At 40.2% G+C, this 18256-nt stretch carries 15 protein-coding genes and 1 pseudogene; 10 read left to right on the plus strand and 6 right to left on the minus strand.

From position 1 onward, the window contains the following. The first annotated feature begins 709 nt into the window (after positions 1-709). Complete coding sequence (locus AACU25_RS17925; protein ID WP_096577860.1) at positions 710-1522, plus strand: SDR family oxidoreductase; 813 nt, start codon at positions 710-712, stop codon at positions 1520-1522. Positions 1523-1620: 98 nt separating this feature from the next. Beyond that, a complete protein-coding gene (locus AACU25_RS17930; RefSeq protein WP_096577862.1) occupies positions 1621-3747 on the plus strand; it encodes an amylo-alpha-1,6-glucosidase in 2127 nt (708 codons plus the stop codon). A 397-nt stretch (positions 3748-4144) separates the two neighbouring features. Here AACU25_RS17930 and AACU25_RS17935 read toward each other — a convergent pair whose 3' ends face one another. Further along, the gene (locus AACU25_RS17935) at positions 4145-4864 is read right to left on the minus strand and encodes a 2-phosphosulfolactate phosphatase (RefSeq protein ID WP_096577864.1); all 720 of its coding nucleotides are present in this window, start codon (positions 4862-4864) and stop codon (positions 4145-4147) included. Positions 4865-5636: 772 nt separating this feature from the next. Here AACU25_RS17935 and AACU25_RS17940 point away from each other — a divergent pair. From AACU25_RS17940 to AACU25_RS17965, 6 genes are all read left to right on the plus strand, one after another. Next, complete coding sequence (locus AACU25_RS17940) at positions 5637-7136, plus strand: APC family permease (protein ID WP_096577866.1); 1500 nt, start codon at positions 5637-5639, stop codon at positions 7134-7136. A gap of 82 nt (positions 7137-7218) precedes the next feature. Beyond that, entirely contained in the window at positions 7219-7920 is a 702-nt protein-coding gene (locus AACU25_RS17945; protein ID WP_096577868.1) for a cadmium resistance transporter, read from the plus strand. A 163-nt stretch (positions 7921-8083) separates the two neighbouring features. After that, positions 8084-8719: a hypothetical protein gene (locus AACU25_RS17950; RefSeq protein WP_096577870.1), complete on the plus strand. Its 636-nt coding sequence runs from the start codon at positions 8084-8086 to the stop codon at positions 8717-8719. A gap of 74 nt (positions 8720-8793) precedes the next feature. Then, positions 8794-9462: a hypothetical protein gene (locus AACU25_RS17955; protein ID WP_096577872.1), complete on the plus strand. Its 669-nt coding sequence runs from the start codon at positions 8794-8796 to the stop codon at positions 9460-9462. 81 nt (positions 9463-9543) lie between these two features. After that, a complete protein-coding gene (locus AACU25_RS17960) occupies positions 9544-10377 on the plus strand; it encodes a sulfite exporter TauE/SafE family protein (RefSeq protein ID WP_045873938.1) in 834 nt (277 codons plus the stop codon). A 3-nt stretch (positions 10378-10380) separates the two neighbouring features. Continuing rightward, positions 10381-10923 carry a DUF1634 domain-containing protein gene (locus tag AACU25_RS17965; protein WP_096577874.1) on the plus strand — a complete coding sequence of 181 codons (543 nt, stop codon included), beginning with the start codon at positions 10381-10383 and terminating at the stop codon, positions 10921-10923. Positions 10924-11100: 177 nt separating this feature from the next. Here the strand turns inward: AACU25_RS17965 and AACU25_RS17970 are convergent, their stop codons facing one another. The 3 genes from AACU25_RS17970 to AACU25_RS17980 all read right to left on the minus strand — a co-directional run bounded on the left by AACU25_RS17970 (position 11101) and on the right by AACU25_RS17980 (position 14739). Next, entirely contained in the window at positions 11101-12108 is a 1008-nt protein-coding gene (locus AACU25_RS17970) for a mechanosensitive ion channel family protein (protein ID WP_096577876.1), read from the minus strand. A gap of 644 nt (positions 12109-12752) precedes the next feature. Then, complete coding sequence (locus AACU25_RS17975; protein WP_096577878.1) at positions 12753-13100, minus strand: hypothetical protein; 348 nt, start codon at positions 13098-13100, stop codon at positions 12753-12755. Between the two features lie 154 nt (positions 13101-13254). Next, positions 13255-14739: a CIA30 family protein gene (locus AACU25_RS17980; RefSeq protein WP_096577879.1), complete on the minus strand. Its 1485-nt coding sequence runs from the start codon at positions 14737-14739 to the stop codon at positions 13255-13257. Between the two features lie 450 nt (positions 14740-15189). Here AACU25_RS17980 and AACU25_RS17985 point away from each other — a divergent pair, with 450 nt between their 5' ends. After that, on the plus strand, positions 15190-16422 hold the full coding sequence (locus tag AACU25_RS17985; protein WP_096577881.1) for an RNA-guided endonuclease InsQ/TnpB family protein: 1233 nt from the start codon (positions 15190-15192) through the stop codon (positions 16420-16422). A 51-nt stretch (positions 16423-16473) separates the two neighbouring features. On the opposite strand, the pseudogene AACU25_RS36970 reads toward AACU25_RS17985, so the two are convergent. Next, positions 16474-16623: pseudogene (locus AACU25_RS36970) on the minus strand (IS4 family transposase); the annotation flags it as partial. On the opposite strand from AACU25_RS36970, the gene AACU25_RS17990 reads away from it, so the two are divergent. Further along, positions 16616-17254: a Uma2 family endonuclease gene (locus AACU25_RS17990; RefSeq protein WP_096577883.1), complete on the plus strand. Its 639-nt coding sequence runs from the start codon at positions 16616-16618 to the stop codon at positions 17252-17254. The pseudogene AACU25_RS36970 and the gene AACU25_RS17990 overlap by 8 nt on opposite strands. A gap of 96 nt (positions 17255-17350) precedes the next feature. On the opposite strand, the gene AACU25_RS17995 is transcribed toward AACU25_RS17990, so the two are convergent. After that, positions 17351-18247, minus strand: coding sequence for a M48 family metallopeptidase (locus AACU25_RS17995; protein ID WP_096577885.1), 897 nt, complete (start codon positions 18245-18247; stop codon positions 17351-17353). Positions 18248-18256: the final 9 nt, after the last annotated feature.

Raw genomic sequence — 18256 nt, forward strand, 5'->3', positions numbered from 1 at the left:
TGATGTAAAGTTTTTAAAAAGTTCATATTTGAACATGAAAATTAATAAATTAAATTTTCATAAATTCCATTTTTTCTTGAGCAGGACTTACGCAAAAATAAGGGAACTCCGTCATTACGAGCGATAGCTAATCTCTCCTGAAGCTGGGATTGCTTTCCTACACTACCCTTCTCCTGCGGAGACGCTACGCGAAGGGGAAGCCGCCTTTCAGGAGTCTACGTTGCGATCGCAATGACATTATCGGCGTTGTGTAAGTCCTATTGAGAATATCCGAAAATTAAATTACCCGATTGCTGCACTCATATCACTATTAAATCTGTTCTCTCCTGCTTGACTTTTTCCTGGTTATTAAAAAACAACTTCTGTTAACTTTGTTTTTTAACAATTTCATCAAATAATAAAAATTAAATGAAATTTTTATAGACCTTAGGATAGAAGTGTTAATTCTGCCACTAGTTGGAGGTAATCGCCACAATAAACCTCTAAATTGATGCCAGAATTAACAATAAAAGTCAAAAAATTACTACAAATTTATGTGATTTTTATTACATTACTACCAATCATTTGATGAGGGAATCTACCAGTTAAATTGAATTGTAAACCTAGCTGTTAAATCTTGAATCCTATACATATTTATCAACAAAAAACCAATAATGAGCGCATTTTTCAGCATTAGCAACAAGAAAGTTTTATATTTTCAGGAAACACTATGAGCTATTCTCCTTACCTGCTCAAAGGTCAAAAAGCACTTGTAACAGGTGCTAGTTCTGGCATTGGTGAAGCTATAGCTCGTTATTTAGCTTTATCCGGTGCAGCAGTAGCGATTAACTACCATTCTGAAGGTGAAGAAGCCCAAAAACTTGTTGATGATATTAAAGCTAATAATGGTGAAGCTTTTGCTATTCAAGCTGATGTCAGCAAAGAAGACCAAGTAAAAGCAATGTTTCAGCAGATAATCCAAGAATTTGGAACTATTCATATCTTAGTAAACAATGCAGGTCTGCAAAAAGATTCACCTTTTGTAGATATGACTCTCGACCATTGGAATACAGTTATTGGAGTGAATCTTACAGGGCAATTTTTGTGCGCTAGGGAAGCAGCCAAGGAATTCTTACGTCGAGGAGTGCAACCGCATATTTCATCTGCCGCAGGTAAGATTATCTGCATGAGTTCTGTGCATCAAGTAATTCCTTGGGCGGAACACGTCAATTATGCTGCTAGTAAAGGCGGTATTAATATGATGATGCAAAGTATTGCCCAAGAACTAGCACCTCATAAAATTCGTGTTAATAGCATTGCGCCTGGTGCTATCAAAACCCCTATTAACAAATCAGCTTGGGATACCCCACAAGCCGAAGCAAAGTTATTACAACTGATTCCAGCCAAACGAGTTGGTGATGTAGACGATATAGCCAAAGCCGCAGTTTGGTTAGCTTCCGATGATTCTGATTATGTTAACGGTACAACTCTGTTTGTAGATGGTGGTATGACTTTATATCCAGGTTTTACCGAGAATGGTTAAAAAAGTGACTGGGGACTGGGGGTAGTGATTATGCCAATTACCCATTACCAATTACCAATTACCCATTACCAATTACCCATTACCAATGCCCAATACTTATGCCTACACAAGTTACTATCAACCCTGGTGTAGTTACGATTAATGATGGTTCCTCATTTTTGGTAACTGCTAGTGATGCTTCTATCGACGATAATCAAGCGCAAGGTTTTTTTGTACGTGACACACGCCTAATTTCTTATTACGAAATTTCTCTCAATCGCTACCGACTGGTACTGCTAGCTTCTAGCAATCTCAATCATCACACTGCCCTTTATCAATTTACCAATCCGCAAATTCCTACGATTAAAGGCAACTTACCCCCTGGTAGTTTGCTTTTAACTATTCGACGCGACATTGTAGGAGGAATGCATGAGGATATCGACATCACCAACTATCACTCAGAAGCAGTTGAATTTCAACTAATGTTGGCGATTCGTTCTGATTTTGCAGATATCTTTGAGGTCAAAGCCAAGAACATCATCATGCGGGGTAATACTGAAACAGTATGGCAAGATGGTGTACTCACTACTAAGTACCGTAACGGTTCTTTTATCCGTGGCATCGTGACTGAACCAGTCTGTTCTAGTTCTCAAGCTAATTATGCCAACGGTCGTTTGATGTTTAATGTAGTGATTACTCCTGGTAAAACATGGCACAGTTGTATCAACTTTACAGCCTTAGCTAATGGAGATGTTCTCAAACCCCAACAAACTTGTGCGATGTCTCACACTACAGCAGCAGGAAAAGTCACCGATGAATTTTTGACTAAGGCGACAAAGTTGCGATCTTCTAATGCCGATATTAAGGGATTTTATCAGCAGGCGATCGTTGATATGGGAGCGTTGCGGATTGAGGTAGATGATAATGGACTTCAATTTTGGATGCCTGCGGCTGGGATTCCTTGGTTTATGGCTGTTTTTGGTCGTGACTCTGTAATTACCAGCTTGCAAACAATGGCAGTTTATCACGAATTTGCCCGTGGTACACTTGTTCGGTTAGCGCAGTTACAAGCAACAGAGTTAGATGATTGGCACGATGCTCAACCTGGCAAGATGCTGCATGAGCTGAGGCGTGACGAATTAACCAAACTCAATCAACTTCCGTACAATCCCTATTATGGAACGATAGATACTACGATTCTGTGGATTGTTACCTTAGCTGAGGCTTATAGCTGGAATGCTGACCTCAGTATGCTTGATGAGTGTCGATCGCCATTAGCAAAAGCATTAAAGTGGATTGATACGTACGGCGATTTTGATGATGATGGGTTCGTTGAATATATTACAGGTTCTAGCCACGGATTACGCAATCAAGGTTGGAAAGATTCAGGCGACTCAATAGTTTACCCTAATGGCCAATTAGCTCAACCACCAATTGCTTTGTGTGAGGTGCAAGGTTACGTTTATGATGCTTGGTTAAAAGCCGCTTTAATTTATGAGCTGTGGGGAGAACACGAACAAGCTAAAAAGCTACGTCAAAAAGCACAAGAACTCTACCAACGCTTTAACGATCGCTTTTGGATGGAAGATGAAGGCTTTTACTGTCTTGGTTTAGATGACCACAAGCAACAAATTAAATCTATCGCCTCTAATCCTGGTCACTTGCTCTGGTCTGGTATTGTACCCCAAGAAAGAGCCAAGAAGGTTGCAGAGCGACTTTTTCAAGCAGATATGTGGTGTGGTTGGGGTATCAGGACTCTTTCATCTCAAAATCAAGGGTATAACCCTATTAGTTATCAACGCGGTAGTGTTTGGCCGCATGACAACTCAATTATTGCAGCTGGGTTAAAGCGATACGGCTACCACAAAGAAGTTAACCATATCGCCGAAGGAATTTTTGCGGCTGCTAGTTATTTCCAAGCTGGAAGAATGCCAGAATTATTTGGGGGAATTGAACGCCGAGATGATAACTTTCCAGTTCCTTATCCAGATGCAAATATACCTCAAGCTTGGGCTGCTGGTTCAATTTTCTTACTGATTCGCAGCATCCTAGGACTCGAAGCCGATGCACCACAACGAAAATTAAAGGTACAGCCAAGTTTACCAGAATGCTTGCCAGATTTAGAATTGATCGATTTGAGTGTGGGAGATGCGAAAGTATCATTACGTTTTTGGCGCGAAGGAGAACAAACCAAATGGCAAGTTACTCATCTTGACGGCGACTTACAAGTGCAGAGTACTGAGTAAACATTCTAATCCCCAATCCCATGAGATGAGGAAGCTAGCGATCGCAATTTATCTAAGCTACAAACTGGATAGTAATCACAATTCAAAATCAACTATAGCTGGGTAGGGGCAGGGCACCAGTCATTGGTATCAACTTAAGTTCAAACGCTTATCCCACAAGCCTTTTACCCCTCCCCTAACCCCTCCCCTTGCCAAGGGGAGGGGAAGTTTTGGCTTTAGACAAAACTGGGGTGGGGTAACGCGGATCTTGATGCTAGGCAAAATAATTCAAAATTGAGTTTTGGCAAGGGTTTCACCTTAAGTTTACACCTATGGTCGATGTTCCCTACAAAGAATTTATCTGTCGCAAACATAATTTGAATTGGTATAACCTGCCACTTATTATCCATCGGTGGCTTTACTTGGAAGAATTGGTATAAGCCTTGTCAATCAATAAAGGGACGCACTCACTCACATTCAAAGCTGCTGCTAATTCCACATCTAACTCGTAACCTTTGGCAATTAATTCTTTTCCAGAACTGCTTTTCTTTAAGTATCCTAGTAAATCATGTTGAAACGCCGCAAATGTAGTGACAGCAGTTTCTGCTTCCGGGGATAGGCTACCATGCAAAAAACTCAGAATTGCCCCTGCGCCAATTAAATCTTCAAAAGCTGGGCGCATTGTGCCATCTTGCCATTTTTCGCCTGCGGGAATGACTGAGATTTTTGACCCGTATTGTTGAGCAAATTTTGCTACTGCTGCACAATTTCGCAAGCATCCAGCTATTGTGGGAGTATTACCAGTGAGCAATGTCAATGTTGAACCATTGGGAGAAGGTATCACTAACCTAGTCCCCATAGGTATTTTAGTTAAAGATGCCGGAGAGAGTGAATAACCTGCTTGAGAAAACCGACCTTGTGATAATTCTGCTTTTACAGACTTGGCATAATTAATGGCTGAATCATCTCTCCATTGATATGGATAAATGATTGCACCATTGTTGGTAGCAATTTCGGTTGCAGTCGAGAACGAGAGAACATCGACAATAATAATGACATCACTAATGGGTGCAAGTTGAACAACTCCTTGTACCCCCCATTCACATCTTAAATTAAATTCTGCTTGATCAAAAATCATTTTTTTGCTTAATAAATTTCCTAGCAGCTAAAGAATAAAAAAATCTGGAAATTTTATCATTAGGCAATCGCAGAGATGGTATAGGACAACTTTTTGATGAGATGCGATCGCATTCCTAATTTGTTATCTAGTCATCACACACAAATGCAATTAATACATACAATTTCCTTGTGGATTACCGGGAATTCAAATAATATTGAATAACTCTAGATGGTTTCAGCAATACATCAAAAATAGCAAATAAAATATACCACAATAATTAGCTCTCATATTTTTTATAATCTTCGTTAGCCTTGCAATACATAGCTTTTAGAAGCTAACACTTTACTTGCTGTATTAGTAATAGGTTTAATTCGCTACTTTGATAATCTAGATTATTTATGATAAAACATAATCTTGATAGATATATAGTATTTTGTTAAGGGCGAAATCAAAAATCTATAAGTTACTACACAAGCACAATATATAAAATGTACGTTTTGTTACGACTTTTAAAATCAAAGTGATATATGTGGTGTAGCCTCATAGAATTTTTACAATTAATCAGCTTTTTGAGTCCAAATGAAGCTGAAATAATTAGCCGCACAACCTTTCAGGAATATATGTAAAATCAATTATTTTTATTTATTAAATTAAAAAGAAAAAATGTTTGCTTTTCTCACCCAAGGGAGATAACTTAAAACATAAGTACTGATAGCGATCGCTGGTTAAAAGACACTACAAGTAAAACTTCGGTCAATGGCTGACACTTGATATACCAGGGGTATTTTTGATGTCCAGTGAATTCAAGATCAATGCAAACCAACAACAAGTCTTACAACAAAGTTTTCATGGCTTAAAATCACACTGCCTTTCTTTTGGCGAAGTTTTAGCACAATCTTTTGCGGTCATTGCACCAACAACTATCCCTGCATCCAATGTGGGTTTAATAGTTGCTCTTGCAGGTAATGGTACTTGGCTAAGTATGGTTCTCGGTTTAGTGGGATTGGTATTTGTCAGTATCAATATCAATCAATTTGCTAGCCGTTCTGCTTCGCCTGGTTCCCTTTATTCATATATTGTCAAAGGTCTTGGCCCGACAGCTGGTGTCATCTGCGGTTGGAGTTTGGTTTTGGCTTATTTATTCACTGCAATGTCGGTGTTGTGTGGGTTTGCCAACTTCAGCAGTGTATTGATTAGTCATCTAGGAATTCACCCCTCTAGTATTACCCTACTAGCCTTAGGTGCAGGTATTGCCTGGTATGCAGGTTATAAAGATATTCAACTTTCAGCCGTTGCTATGCTTTGGATGGAGGGTCTATCTATAGCATTGATTGGCATCTTATGTGTGATGATTTGGGCACACCACGGTTTTGCATTAGATATGCCCCAACTAACTTTAAGTGGTGTGCAGCCAGGTAGCCTTGCAACCGGACTGGTACTGGTAATGTTTGCCTTTTCTGGATTTGAAAGTGCAACTACCTTGGGTGATGAAGCAAAAAGCCCTTTAAAAACTATTCCCCGCTCAGTTTTAGGTAGTGTCATCCTCGCCGGTTTATTCTATGTCTGCACCACATATATAGAAGTCTTAGCGTTTCGCCAATCAGGAGTAGATATTACCCACACCGAAGAACCTTTAGGTTATCTTTCCCAACAAATAGGTTTAGGTTGGTTAGGTGAATTAGTGGGTTTAGGTGCCCTAGCTAGCTTCTTTGCTTGCGTTCTGGGAAGTATTAATCCCGCCGCTAGAATCTTCTTCTTAATGGCGCGTCATGGATTGTTCCATGCCAAGCTAGGCAATACACACACATCGAATAAAACGCCTCACATTGCCGTCACGATGTGTTCTTTCTTGACATTCTTAATTCCGGCGGTGATGGCTCTATTTCAAATCAAACTCTTTGAGAGTATGGGATATTTAGGTGCGATCGCAAGCTTTGGATTTGTCACCGTTTACATCTTAATCTCTATTGCTGCACCCATTTACCTCTACAAAATCAACAGTCTGCGCCTTAGAGATATCACATTTTCCCTAATAGCCATAGGGTTTATGTGCATTCCCTTGGTAGGTAGCGTGGGAATTCCCGGAAATCAATTGTTTCCAGTTCCTGAAGCTCCTTATAATCTCTTTCCTTACCTGTTTTTAATCTATATTGCCATTGCTTGCGGATGGTTCATGTGTCAAAGACTACGCTCGCCCAAAATGGTTAACAAAATGGTCAAAGCTATCGATGCAATTCACATCAGATTTGACAGCGATGTCTACGGTAACCCGAAGCGGGGCAAAAAATAGTCAATTATGAATTACCTTTGCTCACTAGTTAAATGACTAATGAGTAGCAATAAATCCAGTATTCAATATCCAAAACTGTGTAATGGAAGAATTAATTACCGCCATCCCTACAGGCATAACAGCTTTTACCGCCACTAATCTTGATGATTTAGTTATTTTGTCGCTCTGGTTTTCACAAATCAATAATAATTTCCGTTCGCGGCATATTGTTATTGGTCAGTTTCTTGGATTTAGTATTTTAGTAATTGCAAGTCTGACGGGTTTTTTGGGCGGTATGATCTTACCAAAACACTGGATTGGTCTACTGGGACTAGCTCCTATTGCAATTGGTATGAGTAGTTGGCTCAATCAAGAAAGTGATGATGACGATGCAGAAGATGAGAAATTAAAACAATCAGAAACTTCTCCGTTTGCCAGCTTTCTTTCTCCACAAACTTATAGTGTGGCGGCAATTACCATTGCCAATGGTAGTGATAATATAAGTATCTATATGCCATTGTTTGCTAACAGTAATCTCATCAGACTGAGCATAATTCTTATCATCTTCTTTTTGCTTGTAGGAGTTTGGTGCTATGGCAGCTACAAACTAATTAACCAAAACAATATTGCAGCTATTCTCAACCGTTACGGTAGTAATCTGGTTCCCTTTGTTTTGGTGGGATTAGGAGTATATATCATCTTAGAAAGTGGCGCATTGAGTCCACTGGCTTTGGTAGCTAGTTGTATCTGTCTCATGGTGATAGTCAAAAAATATAAACCTAGGGCAGAAGTCGAAGAAAACTAAAATAGGCTAAAAATAAGGAAATTGGTGAAAGTTAGACAACTTATCGCAGTCAAAATTTTGTACCTTGGGATTGATTAAGTTAAGAAAATGCAATTTTGATTGCTAGCGATAGATATCAACAACGGGTAAAAATTTAGCCTTTAAGCCTCATCAGGAGAACCCCATGAAGCTCTTTAAAACTCTTTTATTAGTCTTCACACTCTTAGTAAATTTTTTAATTGCCCAACCATCTTGGGCTGATCCGCCACTACTGACGCAAACACCTGAATATGCTGAAGTCACACAAGCCCTCAACGAACTAACACAAGCAAAAACAGCCCCAGCAGAATCAGGATATACAGCAGAGCAAATTGAACAGAAAACAGGCGAATTAAATCTCCAAAAATACATTCTGGAGACATCTTTAGAATGGGGACAATGTCGTAATCAAACCGGACAAAATTTAGCAGTATTTGCCCATAAAGCCAAGAAAAATCAACAACCGAGTATTTACTATTTAGGTAACGGCAAAATTACAGACGATGAATGGAACTGTGATGGTGTTTACCTACCATCTGGAGTGAAAATTGCTGGCTTAATTCCTGGTGATACCCAAGCACAAGAATTAACAGAACCCCTAGCATTAAAATTTGTCCCTGGTACTCAGCTAATTGCTCAAACAAATCCCCAAACAGGCGCGATTGAATTAAATGTTCCGCCTGCAAAAGTCTTCAAAATAAGTGACACTACCTGGACAATTCCCAATTTATCCGCAGCCGATGTGAGCGCCCAAGCACCTAATGCACCAATAGAAGACTAAATAATGCTGAAGACGTAAAATTACCCTAAAATTTTGCGTCTTCATCATCCACCTTTGTTATCATCAGGAGAACCATGAAGTTATTTAAATCTCTGTTACTAGTGTTAATTATTGGGTTAAATTTTATCTTTGCTAGACCTTCCTTAGCAGATCCACCAAAAATTACTAAAAGTCCTGATTACGTAGAAGTTACCAAATCCCTCGATATTCTAGAAGCGCAACTTGCAGCTGCTAAAACGGGAGAAGCAATATCCGAGACATTCACAGTTGAAGATATCCAGAAAAAAATTGATGAATTGTCGTTTCAAAAATATGCTCTAGAAAAAGGGATTAACTGGGGTCAATGTCGCAATGAAACAGACAAAACAATTGCTGTGTATGGCCCCAAACCTAAAAAACCGAAAACACCCTACGATAATACACTTTACTTTTTAGGTGCTGGTCAAGAAACACCAGCAGGATGGGATTGTCAGGGGATTTATTTAGCAAATGATGCGAAAGTGGCTGGTTTAAACATCGACCCAAATCAATCATTAGAAGGTGCAGCTGCTATCAAAATATTTAAAGGTACACAGCTGATAGCTAAAAGCAATCCAGAAACCAGCGCCTTAGAGTTTAATATCACTCCCAATAAACTTTTGAAGGCTGGCGATATCAACTGGTATATTCCTAATGTTGGAGAAAAAAATATTGCTTCTAGGCTTCCGGATGTACCTCTAGGCGGCGAGGAAGAAGCTGATTAAAATTAAGCAATAAAAATGTAGAGACGCTAAACACGTCTCTACAGAGAACAACGTTACTTAGATAACAAAAGGCTAGCAGATGTGAATATTCTGGAATTTTCTTTATTAGTTTGGGTAGGTTCATTTACTGCTGGGTTGATAGGTGCATTAACCGGTTTAGGAGGCGGAGTAGTTATTGTACCCTTATTAACTTCAGTATTTGGTGTTGATATTCGCTATGCTGTTGGCGCTTCTTTAGTATCTGTAATTGCTACTTCTTTAGGTGCAGCATCTACATACATTAAGCAAGGTTACACTAATTTAAGATTAGGAATGTTTTTGGAAGTAGCAACAACCTTTGGAGCTATTATAGGCGCTATAATTGCTACTAAAGTTTCTGTGAAAGCTTTAACAATTTTCCTAGCAATTATCTTACTTTATTCAGCATATCTCTCACAACAACCCAAACGCCAAGAACCAGAAAATGAAACAGAAGATGGCTTTGCAAATTATTTAGAATTGAATGGTGCTTACCCAACACCCGATGGCTTTATTCCTTATCAAGTTCATGCGGTTCCAGGTGGGTTTGCTGTGATGTTTGTATCTGGAATCATTTCTGGATTACTTGGTATTGGTTCAGGTGCATTTAAGGTTTTGGCAATGGATAACGTGATGCGTATTCCATTTAAAGTATCTACAACCACCAGTAATTTTATGATTGGTGTGACAGCCGCAGCTTCAGCAGGAGTTTATCTAGCCCGTGGTTATATTGACCCTGGATTATCAATGCCTGTGATGTTGGGTGTGTTACCTGGTGCTTTTTTGGGTGCCAGAATTCTCATAGGTGCTAAAACCCAAGTTTTAAGAATTATCTTCAGTTTTGTATTAATAGCAATGGCGCTGAAGATGGTCTACAACAGTCTGATTGGAGTATAATCAATGGTCTATTTTGATTTATTTCGGCGTTCGTTTGCTTTCATACCTAAAAGCGAAGTTGTTGTAGAACCTTTAGAGCCAGAAGAAATAGATAGCGATATTGCAGCTTTAAAACAGCTAACTAAAAATACTGATATCACGCTGAATTCTGCCAAAAATATTATTAAAAGTGAAGACGAACAGAAATTTGAGAAGTTACTGAGTAGCTTACTCAAATTTGGCGTTTTAATTGCTAGTGCTGTAGTGTTATTTGGGGGAATAATTTACTTAGTTCATTACGGATATGAACCTGCAAGATATCAAGTATTTAAAGGCGAACCTTCTGAGTTTTGCTCTCCATTAGGTGTGATCAAAGCGCTGTTGGCTGGCAGTGATAGAGCCATTATTCAGCTAGGAATATTACTGATGATTGCTACCCCCATTATCCGCGTGATAATTTCTCTTTTTGCTTTCCTCTCACGGCGGATATGGAGCTTTGTGATTATTACATTGTTAGTTCTTACTAGTTTGATTTATAGCTTGGTAGGTGGTTATATTTTTAACTGATGCGTTACGCTATCGCTAACGCATCCTACGTGAACCTCTGCAACTCAATCCTTCAGAATCAAGTACAGATAATTGTAAGGGCAATACAAAAAAATTAAGGCTGGGTATTAGTTTGTGGTGGTAGTGGTTGAGGTACAAAGTTATTAATGTTCATATTTGCAATCTAAAATTGGAATTTTATTGTTCATTGAATTGAGAATCTATCTTGCCATTACCATCATGGGAGGAACGTTTTTGTGCCAGTAACCTCAGAGAATCGCTGATGCGGCGAGGCTTTGGTACTTCCCGATTACCAGCAGGCCAACCTTCACGCTGACTTTGGCGATCGCCATCTGTTTCTTCGGTTTGGTCGTGAAATAAAATTTGTTGGGTGGGGAAAGGTAGATCTATACCATTGGCGGTGAGGGTTTTCTTGATTGCAGTGAGGACGCGATCGCGTGAAGCGAGATCGTCGGCTCTTCTGGGTGGTTTAATCCACCAACGGGCGCGGATATTCACGGTACTTTCAGCTAATTCCATGAGTAATACATCAGGCGCAGGATCTGACACCACTTCATCTACGCTATGCATTGCTTCGAGAATTAATTGCTTGGCTCGGTCGATATCATCACCATAACCAATGCCGACATCATACTGTAAGCGGCGACTTTCAAAGGCAGTATTTACAGTCACAGAATTGGTGAACAATTCAGAGTTAGGAATCACAATCCGCCGACCATCATAGGTTCTAATTGTGGTGGCGCGTGTTTCAATATTTTCTACAGTTCCTTCAAAATTTTTAAAGACTATTTGGTCATTAATTTGAAAAGGTTCAGTGAGTAAAATTAAAATTCCTGCTAAAAAGTTCTGCAAAATATCGCGGAAAGCAAAACCAATTGCTACCCCACTGATTCCTAAAAGTTGTACTAAATCGCCTGCTCTAAATGTGGGGATGACAATTGATAGAGCGATGAATAGTCCTACTAAAATTGTTGTTCCTTGTGCTAAACGCCCAAGTACTAATCCTAAATTACGAGCTTGACGACGGTTTCGTGTTACTCGTTTGACCATTCTTTTAATTGCTCTAGCAATTAGAAAGAAAATGACAAAGACAATTAATGCCAAAACTAGGTTAGGAAGCAGCACAATAAATCCATCGATCATGCCTTGAATTTGCTGCCAAACTGCGGATATCTCTGCATTCATGTTACTTGCGATGAATTATGGATTAAAGGGTGCAATTCCTACGCTTGAGTAAGTAGTGTGACGCGGAAACCAAATTTTCCTCCTCAGACTATGACAAATGTATTTACATTTGTTTAATTACTGTTACAGTCTCTCTGATGAGATAGAAAATTTCATCAGTCAAGAGGTTTAGTTGTTATCTATCGCAAGTAAGTATTGCAGAGGCGAAAAGGCAGAAAATTAAAGTAATAGAAAGATGCTAAGATGTAACGTTTTGTTGTTACAGTACTAAAAGCAAAAGTTGAAAGTGAAGTTGATGTTTTGAGTTTACAAGTAAGCTGGCAATTTTAAGTAATTTCTAATTATCACAGCTTATACCAATTCAAAATTCAGCAACGCGTTACCCAGTTATGGTTTTCGAGTACCCAATTATCATTTCCGGGTACTCAGTTACCGTTTTCGAGTACTCAGTTACCGTTTCCGGGTACTCAGTTACCGTTTCCGGGTACTCAGTTATCATTTCCGGGTACTCAGTTATCATTTCCGGGTACCCAGTTACCGTTTCCGGGTACCCAGTTACCGTTTTCGGGTACTCAGTTATCCTTTCCGGGTACTCAGTTACCGTTTCTGGGTACTCAGTTATTGTGAATGGGTAGAACAATTGATTAACGCGATTCTAGCTTGGAGACACGTGTTTCTAATTTGTTGACTTGTTGCTTAAGTTCTACAACCAAAGTTGCCAGTCTATCAAACATTTTATCTCGTTCTGCTGTTGATAAATTTCGTCCAGAACTGCTTGGTTGACGAGGGGTAAGCGTTGTTCTTGGGGATGGAGACAAGCGACTTTGACCGAGTTGAGATTGTATTTGGCTTAACTGGGATTCAACGCGATTTAAGTCTGCTTCTAAGTTATTAATTCGTGATTCTATCTGCTGAGATAAAGCTGGTTTTGATAATATCCCCACTAACAGCGTAATTATCAACAACCCGGCGAATAATAGCTTGTTAAACATTTTATTTATTGTTGTGCTTGGGGAAAAGGGTAAAAGGTTAAAGGGTAAGGGTTAAAGGTTATTTCTTTCTCTTTTCCCATTCCCCTTTTTTCCCTTACCTGACAAGTATTATGCTACCTTTTCCCTTTCTTCCCTATTCTCGCCTTTCTAAGATTTATTTATCAGGCTGTAAGTTAGAAAATAAACTCTGCCAATTGATAGAATTATTGCTGTTTTCTCCTGCTTTGACTTCAAAGGTGCGGTTACAAGCTTTTGGTTGTTGCAGCGCTTGTATGCAAAGTTCGGCAACATCCTCACGGCTGATTTTTCCGCGAATATTATCACCTTGCTCTAAGATTAATTCCTTACCTCCTGCTTCTTGTGTTAAAGCACATGGTCTAATAATTGTGTAAGGAATACCGCTTGTTCTTAAACTATCTTCTCCTTTTAATTTCCAAGTTAAAATTCCCCCCAATTGGTCATTTAATCTCACGGCTGGGGGTTCTTCTTCTAAATTAATTCCTGGTCTTCCAGGACGGGTGACACCTGCGGAACTTACCAACACAAACTGCGGTAAATTGGTTCCACCATAAGCTTTGATTGATTCCACTTGCAAACTAAAGCCACCAGGGGTAAATTTGGGATTTAATGCGCCATCATATTCAAATTTACTTAACATTAATTGCAATGAGCTAATTGTACTCGCGTCAATTGGTGGTGCATCTTTAACAGTTTTGGCACGAAATACAGGTGTTAAATCCGCAAAAGGAATGCGAATATCTATCCAAGTATTAGCTACAGTATCAAAGGAATAACTGTATCCTAATCCATCCCATTTTGCGTCTGGACGGAGAAAGAATTTATAGCGTTGACCATCGCCTCTGACGCGTAATTCTACACCTTCATAGCCAGATAAATTAAATGGTGGCTCAAAATTTTTGGTTCTCACAGAAGCAAAGCCTCCGGAGTTGGCGGTGGAGACATAGCCAGCAAATAATGCTGTATCATCGACAAATTGCATATTACTGGCGCTTACACCACCCATTACTACATCATCTAAAGCACCCCAGATATTTTTTAATTCTGCTGATGGGTTAGTGAAATCGAAGATCAGCTTGGTGTTAGGTGTGAGCAAATATTTTTTTGCTGCGTCTACTAAGTTTTTCACACCTTGATATTCGACATTTTCGGGTGTATCGCCAACGATTTCTGGTTGGTAAAATTTAATGCCTTGATAATATTTGGCTCTATCTGCTGTATCTCCCTCTACTGGTTGAACGCGCACGGCGGTACAACATACTACGGCTTGCAGATTCGCCATGACTATAGGAGTTAAGGTTTCTGGTTTGGTGATATCCGCAACTACTAAATCAACATCGTTACCAAGAATTGTCCTGGCTTTTTCAAGATCACGGACAAGGCAGCGCACATGATAACCACGTTCTAATAATCGCTTCACCACAAGTTTACCAACACCGCCTGTTGCGCCTGCTACTAGTATTACACCCAAATTTCTTCCTCCATTAGGTCTATCTTCATTCTCTTGAGAATTACCGGGAATCAATTTTTGTACCCAGTTAAGCAAAGGAATAACCTCAAAGTAGGTTAAGGTTTTGATAAACCTGCATAAATCCCATTGAGAACGATTTTTGTCGGTCATATTTGCGTCCTCATAACTTTCTTTAGTTTAGCTTCTTATATATTTGTTACAAATAAATACAATAGATAGTGGTGTCTGAACAATACCTTAGCCAAATTACGAGGGTTTAATGCCTATGGAAACGGGATGAATATGTCCCAGAGAAGTAAGCTTGGCAACAATTTCGTTTATTCGAGCCAGGATTTTCATCTAACACCCCCAGGAGACTCCCGCCACAGCGTCAGCTTCTCTACGAGACGCTCCGCGAAGGCGGTGAGGATGCCAGTCGCCTGCGGAGGGAAACCCTCCCGCAGCGCTGGCGCAGGAATGGGGAGTCCGCTTGAGATTCACAATGAAGTCGAGTTGTTGCGGAGCAGCAACAGACGACGGGGTGAGCGACGAGTGAGTAAATAAACTTTGGTACATAGGGGGTTTTATGTATTTCACAGATTTAATGGTAAAATGTGAAGCATGGAAAAAGCCTACCGCTACCGTTTTTACCCAACCACCGAGCAAGAACAGATATTGCGCCGGACAATTGGGTGTGTGCGGTTGGTATTCAACAAAGCTTTGGCGGCAAGAACCGAAGCTTGGTATGAGAGTCAACAGAAGGTTGATTACGTTCAGTCTTCTGCTATGTTGACGCAGTGGAAAAAGCTTGATGACCTCAAGTTTTTGAATGAGGTTAGCTGTGTGCCACTGCAACAAGGCTTGAGACATCTGCAAACTGCTTTCACTAATTTCTTTGCAGGTAGGGCTAAATATCCCAACTTTAAAAAGAAACGTAGCGGTGGTAGTGCAGAGTTTACCAAGTCTGCTTTCCGGTGGAAGGATGGACAAGTCTATTTGGCTAAGTGTTCTGAACCATTGCCTATTAAATGGTCTAGACAACTGCCAAAGGGGTGTGAACCTAGTACTATCACAGTTAGGCTTGAACCTTCTGGGCGCTGGTTTGTCAGTTTGCGGATTAATGATCCGACTGACGAAACTTTGCAACCAGTTGATAGTGCTGTAGGGTTGGATGTTGGGGTGAGCAGTCTTGTTACTTTGAGTACGGGTGAGAAGATTGCTAACCCCAAGGCGTTTGACAAGCACTATCAAAAGCTCCAGGTAGCCCAAAAGTCTTTGAGTCGCAAACAGAAAGCTTCTCGTAATCGAGACAAAGCAAGACTCAAAGTTGCCCGCCTTCAAGCCAAAATCTCTGACTCCAGAAAAGACCATCTGCACAAACTGACAACTCGACTGATTCGTGAAAACCAAACGATAGTGGTGGAGGATTTGGCAGTTAAGAATATGGTCAAGAATCACAAACTTGCCCGTGCCATTAGTGATGCTGCATGGGGAGAATTGGTGAGTCAACTGGAATACAAAGCCAAATGGTATGGTCGAACAGTAGTAAAAATTGACCGATGGTTTCCTAGTTCTAAACGCTGTGGCAACTGCGGACATATTGTTGATAAACTGCCGTTGAATGTTAGGGAGTGGGACTGTCCCAATTGTGGAACACACCACGACCGAGACATCAACGCCAGTCGAAATATTTTGGCGGTGGGACACACCGTTAAGGGAGCGCGTTGCGGGGGTTCCCCCCGTTGTAGCGACTCCCGTACAGTCTGTGGAGCGAACATAAGACCTGATGGGCATAAGTCTAAAGGGCAGTTGCAAAAAACCTGTAAGGGAAGGAAACAGAAACCCGAATCGTGAGGTTTGGGAATCCCCCGCTACACCCGTTCGCGGAGCGTTCCGCAGGAAAGGGTGTAGCGGTGGGAGGATGTCAAAAGGGATGTATAATGCTGAATCATGGCGCAACTTGGAAATTATATGCAAGTTAACTTGTCGTGCCATCTGCAAAGCATTGTTGTTACCAAAAAGGTAAACCTGATAAGCGAGGGTAGTTATGTTACTTCAACTGAACCAGCTAGTTGTACCTGTCGGTCATCAGTTGTTGATTAAAAATATATCTTGGTCAGCATACAAAAATATTTTGGCTGAATTGGGTGAAAATCGCAATTCTCGTATATCATACAGTCAAGGAATATTAGAAATCATGGCTCCATTACCAGAGCATGAGGTAGCAAAAGTTATTATTGGGGACTTAGTAAAGGCTCTACTAGAAGAACTCGATATAGAATTTTGGAGTTTGGGTTCTACCACTTTTGACCAAGAAAAAATGGATGCCGGGGTGGAACCAGATGATTGTTTCTACATTCAAAATGAAGCGGCTGTACGTGGTAAAGATAGAATCGATTTAACAATTGATCCACCCCCAGATTTAGCGATTGAAATTGATATTACCTCCCGCACTCGGTTTAATAATTATGAGGTATTGGGTGTACCGGAATTATGGCGATGGCAGGGGAATAGATTAGAAATTAATGTGATGATTAATGGTAAATATGTAGCCTCTACTGCTAGTGCTGTTTTTCCCAATTTACCGATTGCTCAAGTCATTCCTGAGTACTTAATGCGGAGTAAAGTTGAAGGGAGAAACGCTACTATGAAAGCGTTTCGAGCTTGGGTAAGAGAACAAATATGATTTATTGGTGTTGTTAATTATTTGAATAAATGTCTCACCTCTTCGCCAGCTATTAGCTGTTACAGTAAATCATCTCGCCCCATTCTTCGCCATTAACTACCAGTTCCCTAAAAAATCCCAATCCTTAATATTTTCTGGCTGTTCAGTTGCTTGTGGTTGTTGAGAAGGATCGGATTGCAACCATTGACTGTACTCCCCAGTATCTACCCATTTCAACAATTCTGATGCTCGCATGACGTGCCAAGGAATGCGATATTCCATAAAACTAAAGATTTTGGTAACTTGGTCTAATCCCTCAAGTTCTTGGAACTGAAACTCGCGAGCTTGCTGCATAAAATCTTGGATAACCTCTGGAGTTAAATATTCACCTGGTAACCCACCCAATTTCATCAAAGATGCGATCGCTACATCGATATCTTGACAAGCTAACAATCCAGCGCGATCGGCTGTCAATTTTGCCATCATAATCCAGTTGTACAATGCAACTTCCAGTCCATTGGCGGCTAATCCGCCAAATCCTAATGTGGTGCTGCTGATGACATTTTTCAATAATGGCATCACCACAGCCAGTTGTTGATATGTCAAATACTTTCCTTTGATTCTGGCAATTTCATGTCCCAAAACAAACAACAATTCTTCTGCTTCTAACCATTCCAGAGTTTCTAAGTTGACTCCGATTAATGGTTTTTCCACGCCGATCGCATAAGTATTAATGTGTCCTGTACCCCGATAAAGATATAAATCTGGGGGAGATTCATCAAGAATCTGGCAAGTTTCGACTAAAGCATTGTGCAATTTGGGAAAGTTACGCGGGTTGACTCGAAACTCATTACCAAGTGTCTGTAGTCGGAGGAGACGATCAATACCATACTCATTAATTTTTTTGAGCAGCAGTGGTAAACCCGGCATTTTTTGCAGTGCAGCCAAGGCTTTACGATCGAAGGGATGTTGGTAGCTTTCTGGATGCAAACCGTGGAGTATTTTACGCGTCATCAGTTTTCC

Origin of the sequence: Tolypothrix tenuis PCC 7101 (genome assembly GCF_963874875.1) — a bacterium.
Classification (GTDB): domain Bacteria; phylum Cyanobacteriota; class Cyanobacteriia; order Cyanobacteriales; family Nostocaceae; genus Aulosira; species Aulosira tenue.

What these genes read in the sequence shown, in the direction of transcription:
- AACU25_RS17925 (WP_096577860.1), top strand. Translation starts at nt 710, where the DNA reads ATGAGCTATTCTCCTTACCTGCTCAAAGGTCAAAAAGCACTTGTAACA.
- AACU25_RS17930 (WP_096577862.1), top strand. Translation starts at nt 1,621, where the DNA reads ATGCCTACACAAGTTACTATCAACCCTGGTGTAGTTACGATTAATGAT.
- AACU25_RS17935 (WP_096577864.1), bottom strand. Translation starts at nt 4,864, where the DNA reads ATGATTTTTGATCAAGCAGAATTTAATTTAAGATGTGAATGGGGGGTA.
- AACU25_RS17940 (WP_096577866.1), top strand. Translation starts at nt 5,637, where the DNA reads ATGTCCAGTGAATTCAAGATCAATGCAAACCAACAACAAGTCTTACAA.
- AACU25_RS17945 (WP_096577868.1), top strand. Translation starts at nt 7,219, where the DNA reads ATGGAAGAATTAATTACCGCCATCCCTACAGGCATAACAGCTTTTACC.
- AACU25_RS17950 (WP_096577870.1), top strand. Translation starts at nt 8,084, where the DNA reads ATGAAGCTCTTTAAAACTCTTTTATTAGTCTTCACACTCTTAGTAAAT.
- AACU25_RS17955 (WP_096577872.1), top strand. Translation starts at nt 8,794, where the DNA reads ATGAAGTTATTTAAATCTCTGTTACTAGTGTTAATTATTGGGTTAAAT.
- AACU25_RS17965 (WP_096577874.1), top strand. Translation starts at nt 10,381, where the DNA reads ATGGTCTATTTTGATTTATTTCGGCGTTCGTTTGCTTTCATACCTAAA.
- AACU25_RS17970 (WP_096577876.1), bottom strand. Translation starts at nt 12,108, where the DNA reads ATGAATGCAGAGATATCCGCAGTTTGGCAGCAAATTCAAGGCATGATC.
- AACU25_RS17975 (WP_096577878.1), bottom strand. Translation starts at nt 13,100, where the DNA reads ATGTTTAACAAGCTATTATTCGCCGGGTTGTTGATAATTACGCTGTTA.
- AACU25_RS17980 (WP_096577879.1), bottom strand. Translation starts at nt 14,739, where the DNA reads ATGACCGACAAAAATCGTTCTCAATGGGATTTATGCAGGTTTATCAAA.
- AACU25_RS17985 (WP_096577881.1), top strand. Translation starts at nt 15,190, where the DNA reads ATGGAAAAAGCCTACCGCTACCGTTTTTACCCAACCACCGAGCAAGAA.
- AACU25_RS17990 (WP_096577883.1), top strand. Translation starts at nt 16,616, where the DNA reads ATGTTACTTCAACTGAACCAGCTAGTTGTACCTGTCGGTCATCAGTTG.
- AACU25_RS17995 (WP_096577885.1), bottom strand. Translation starts at nt 18,247, where the DNA reads ATGACGCGTAAAATACTCCACGGTTTGCATCCAGAAAGCTACCAACAT.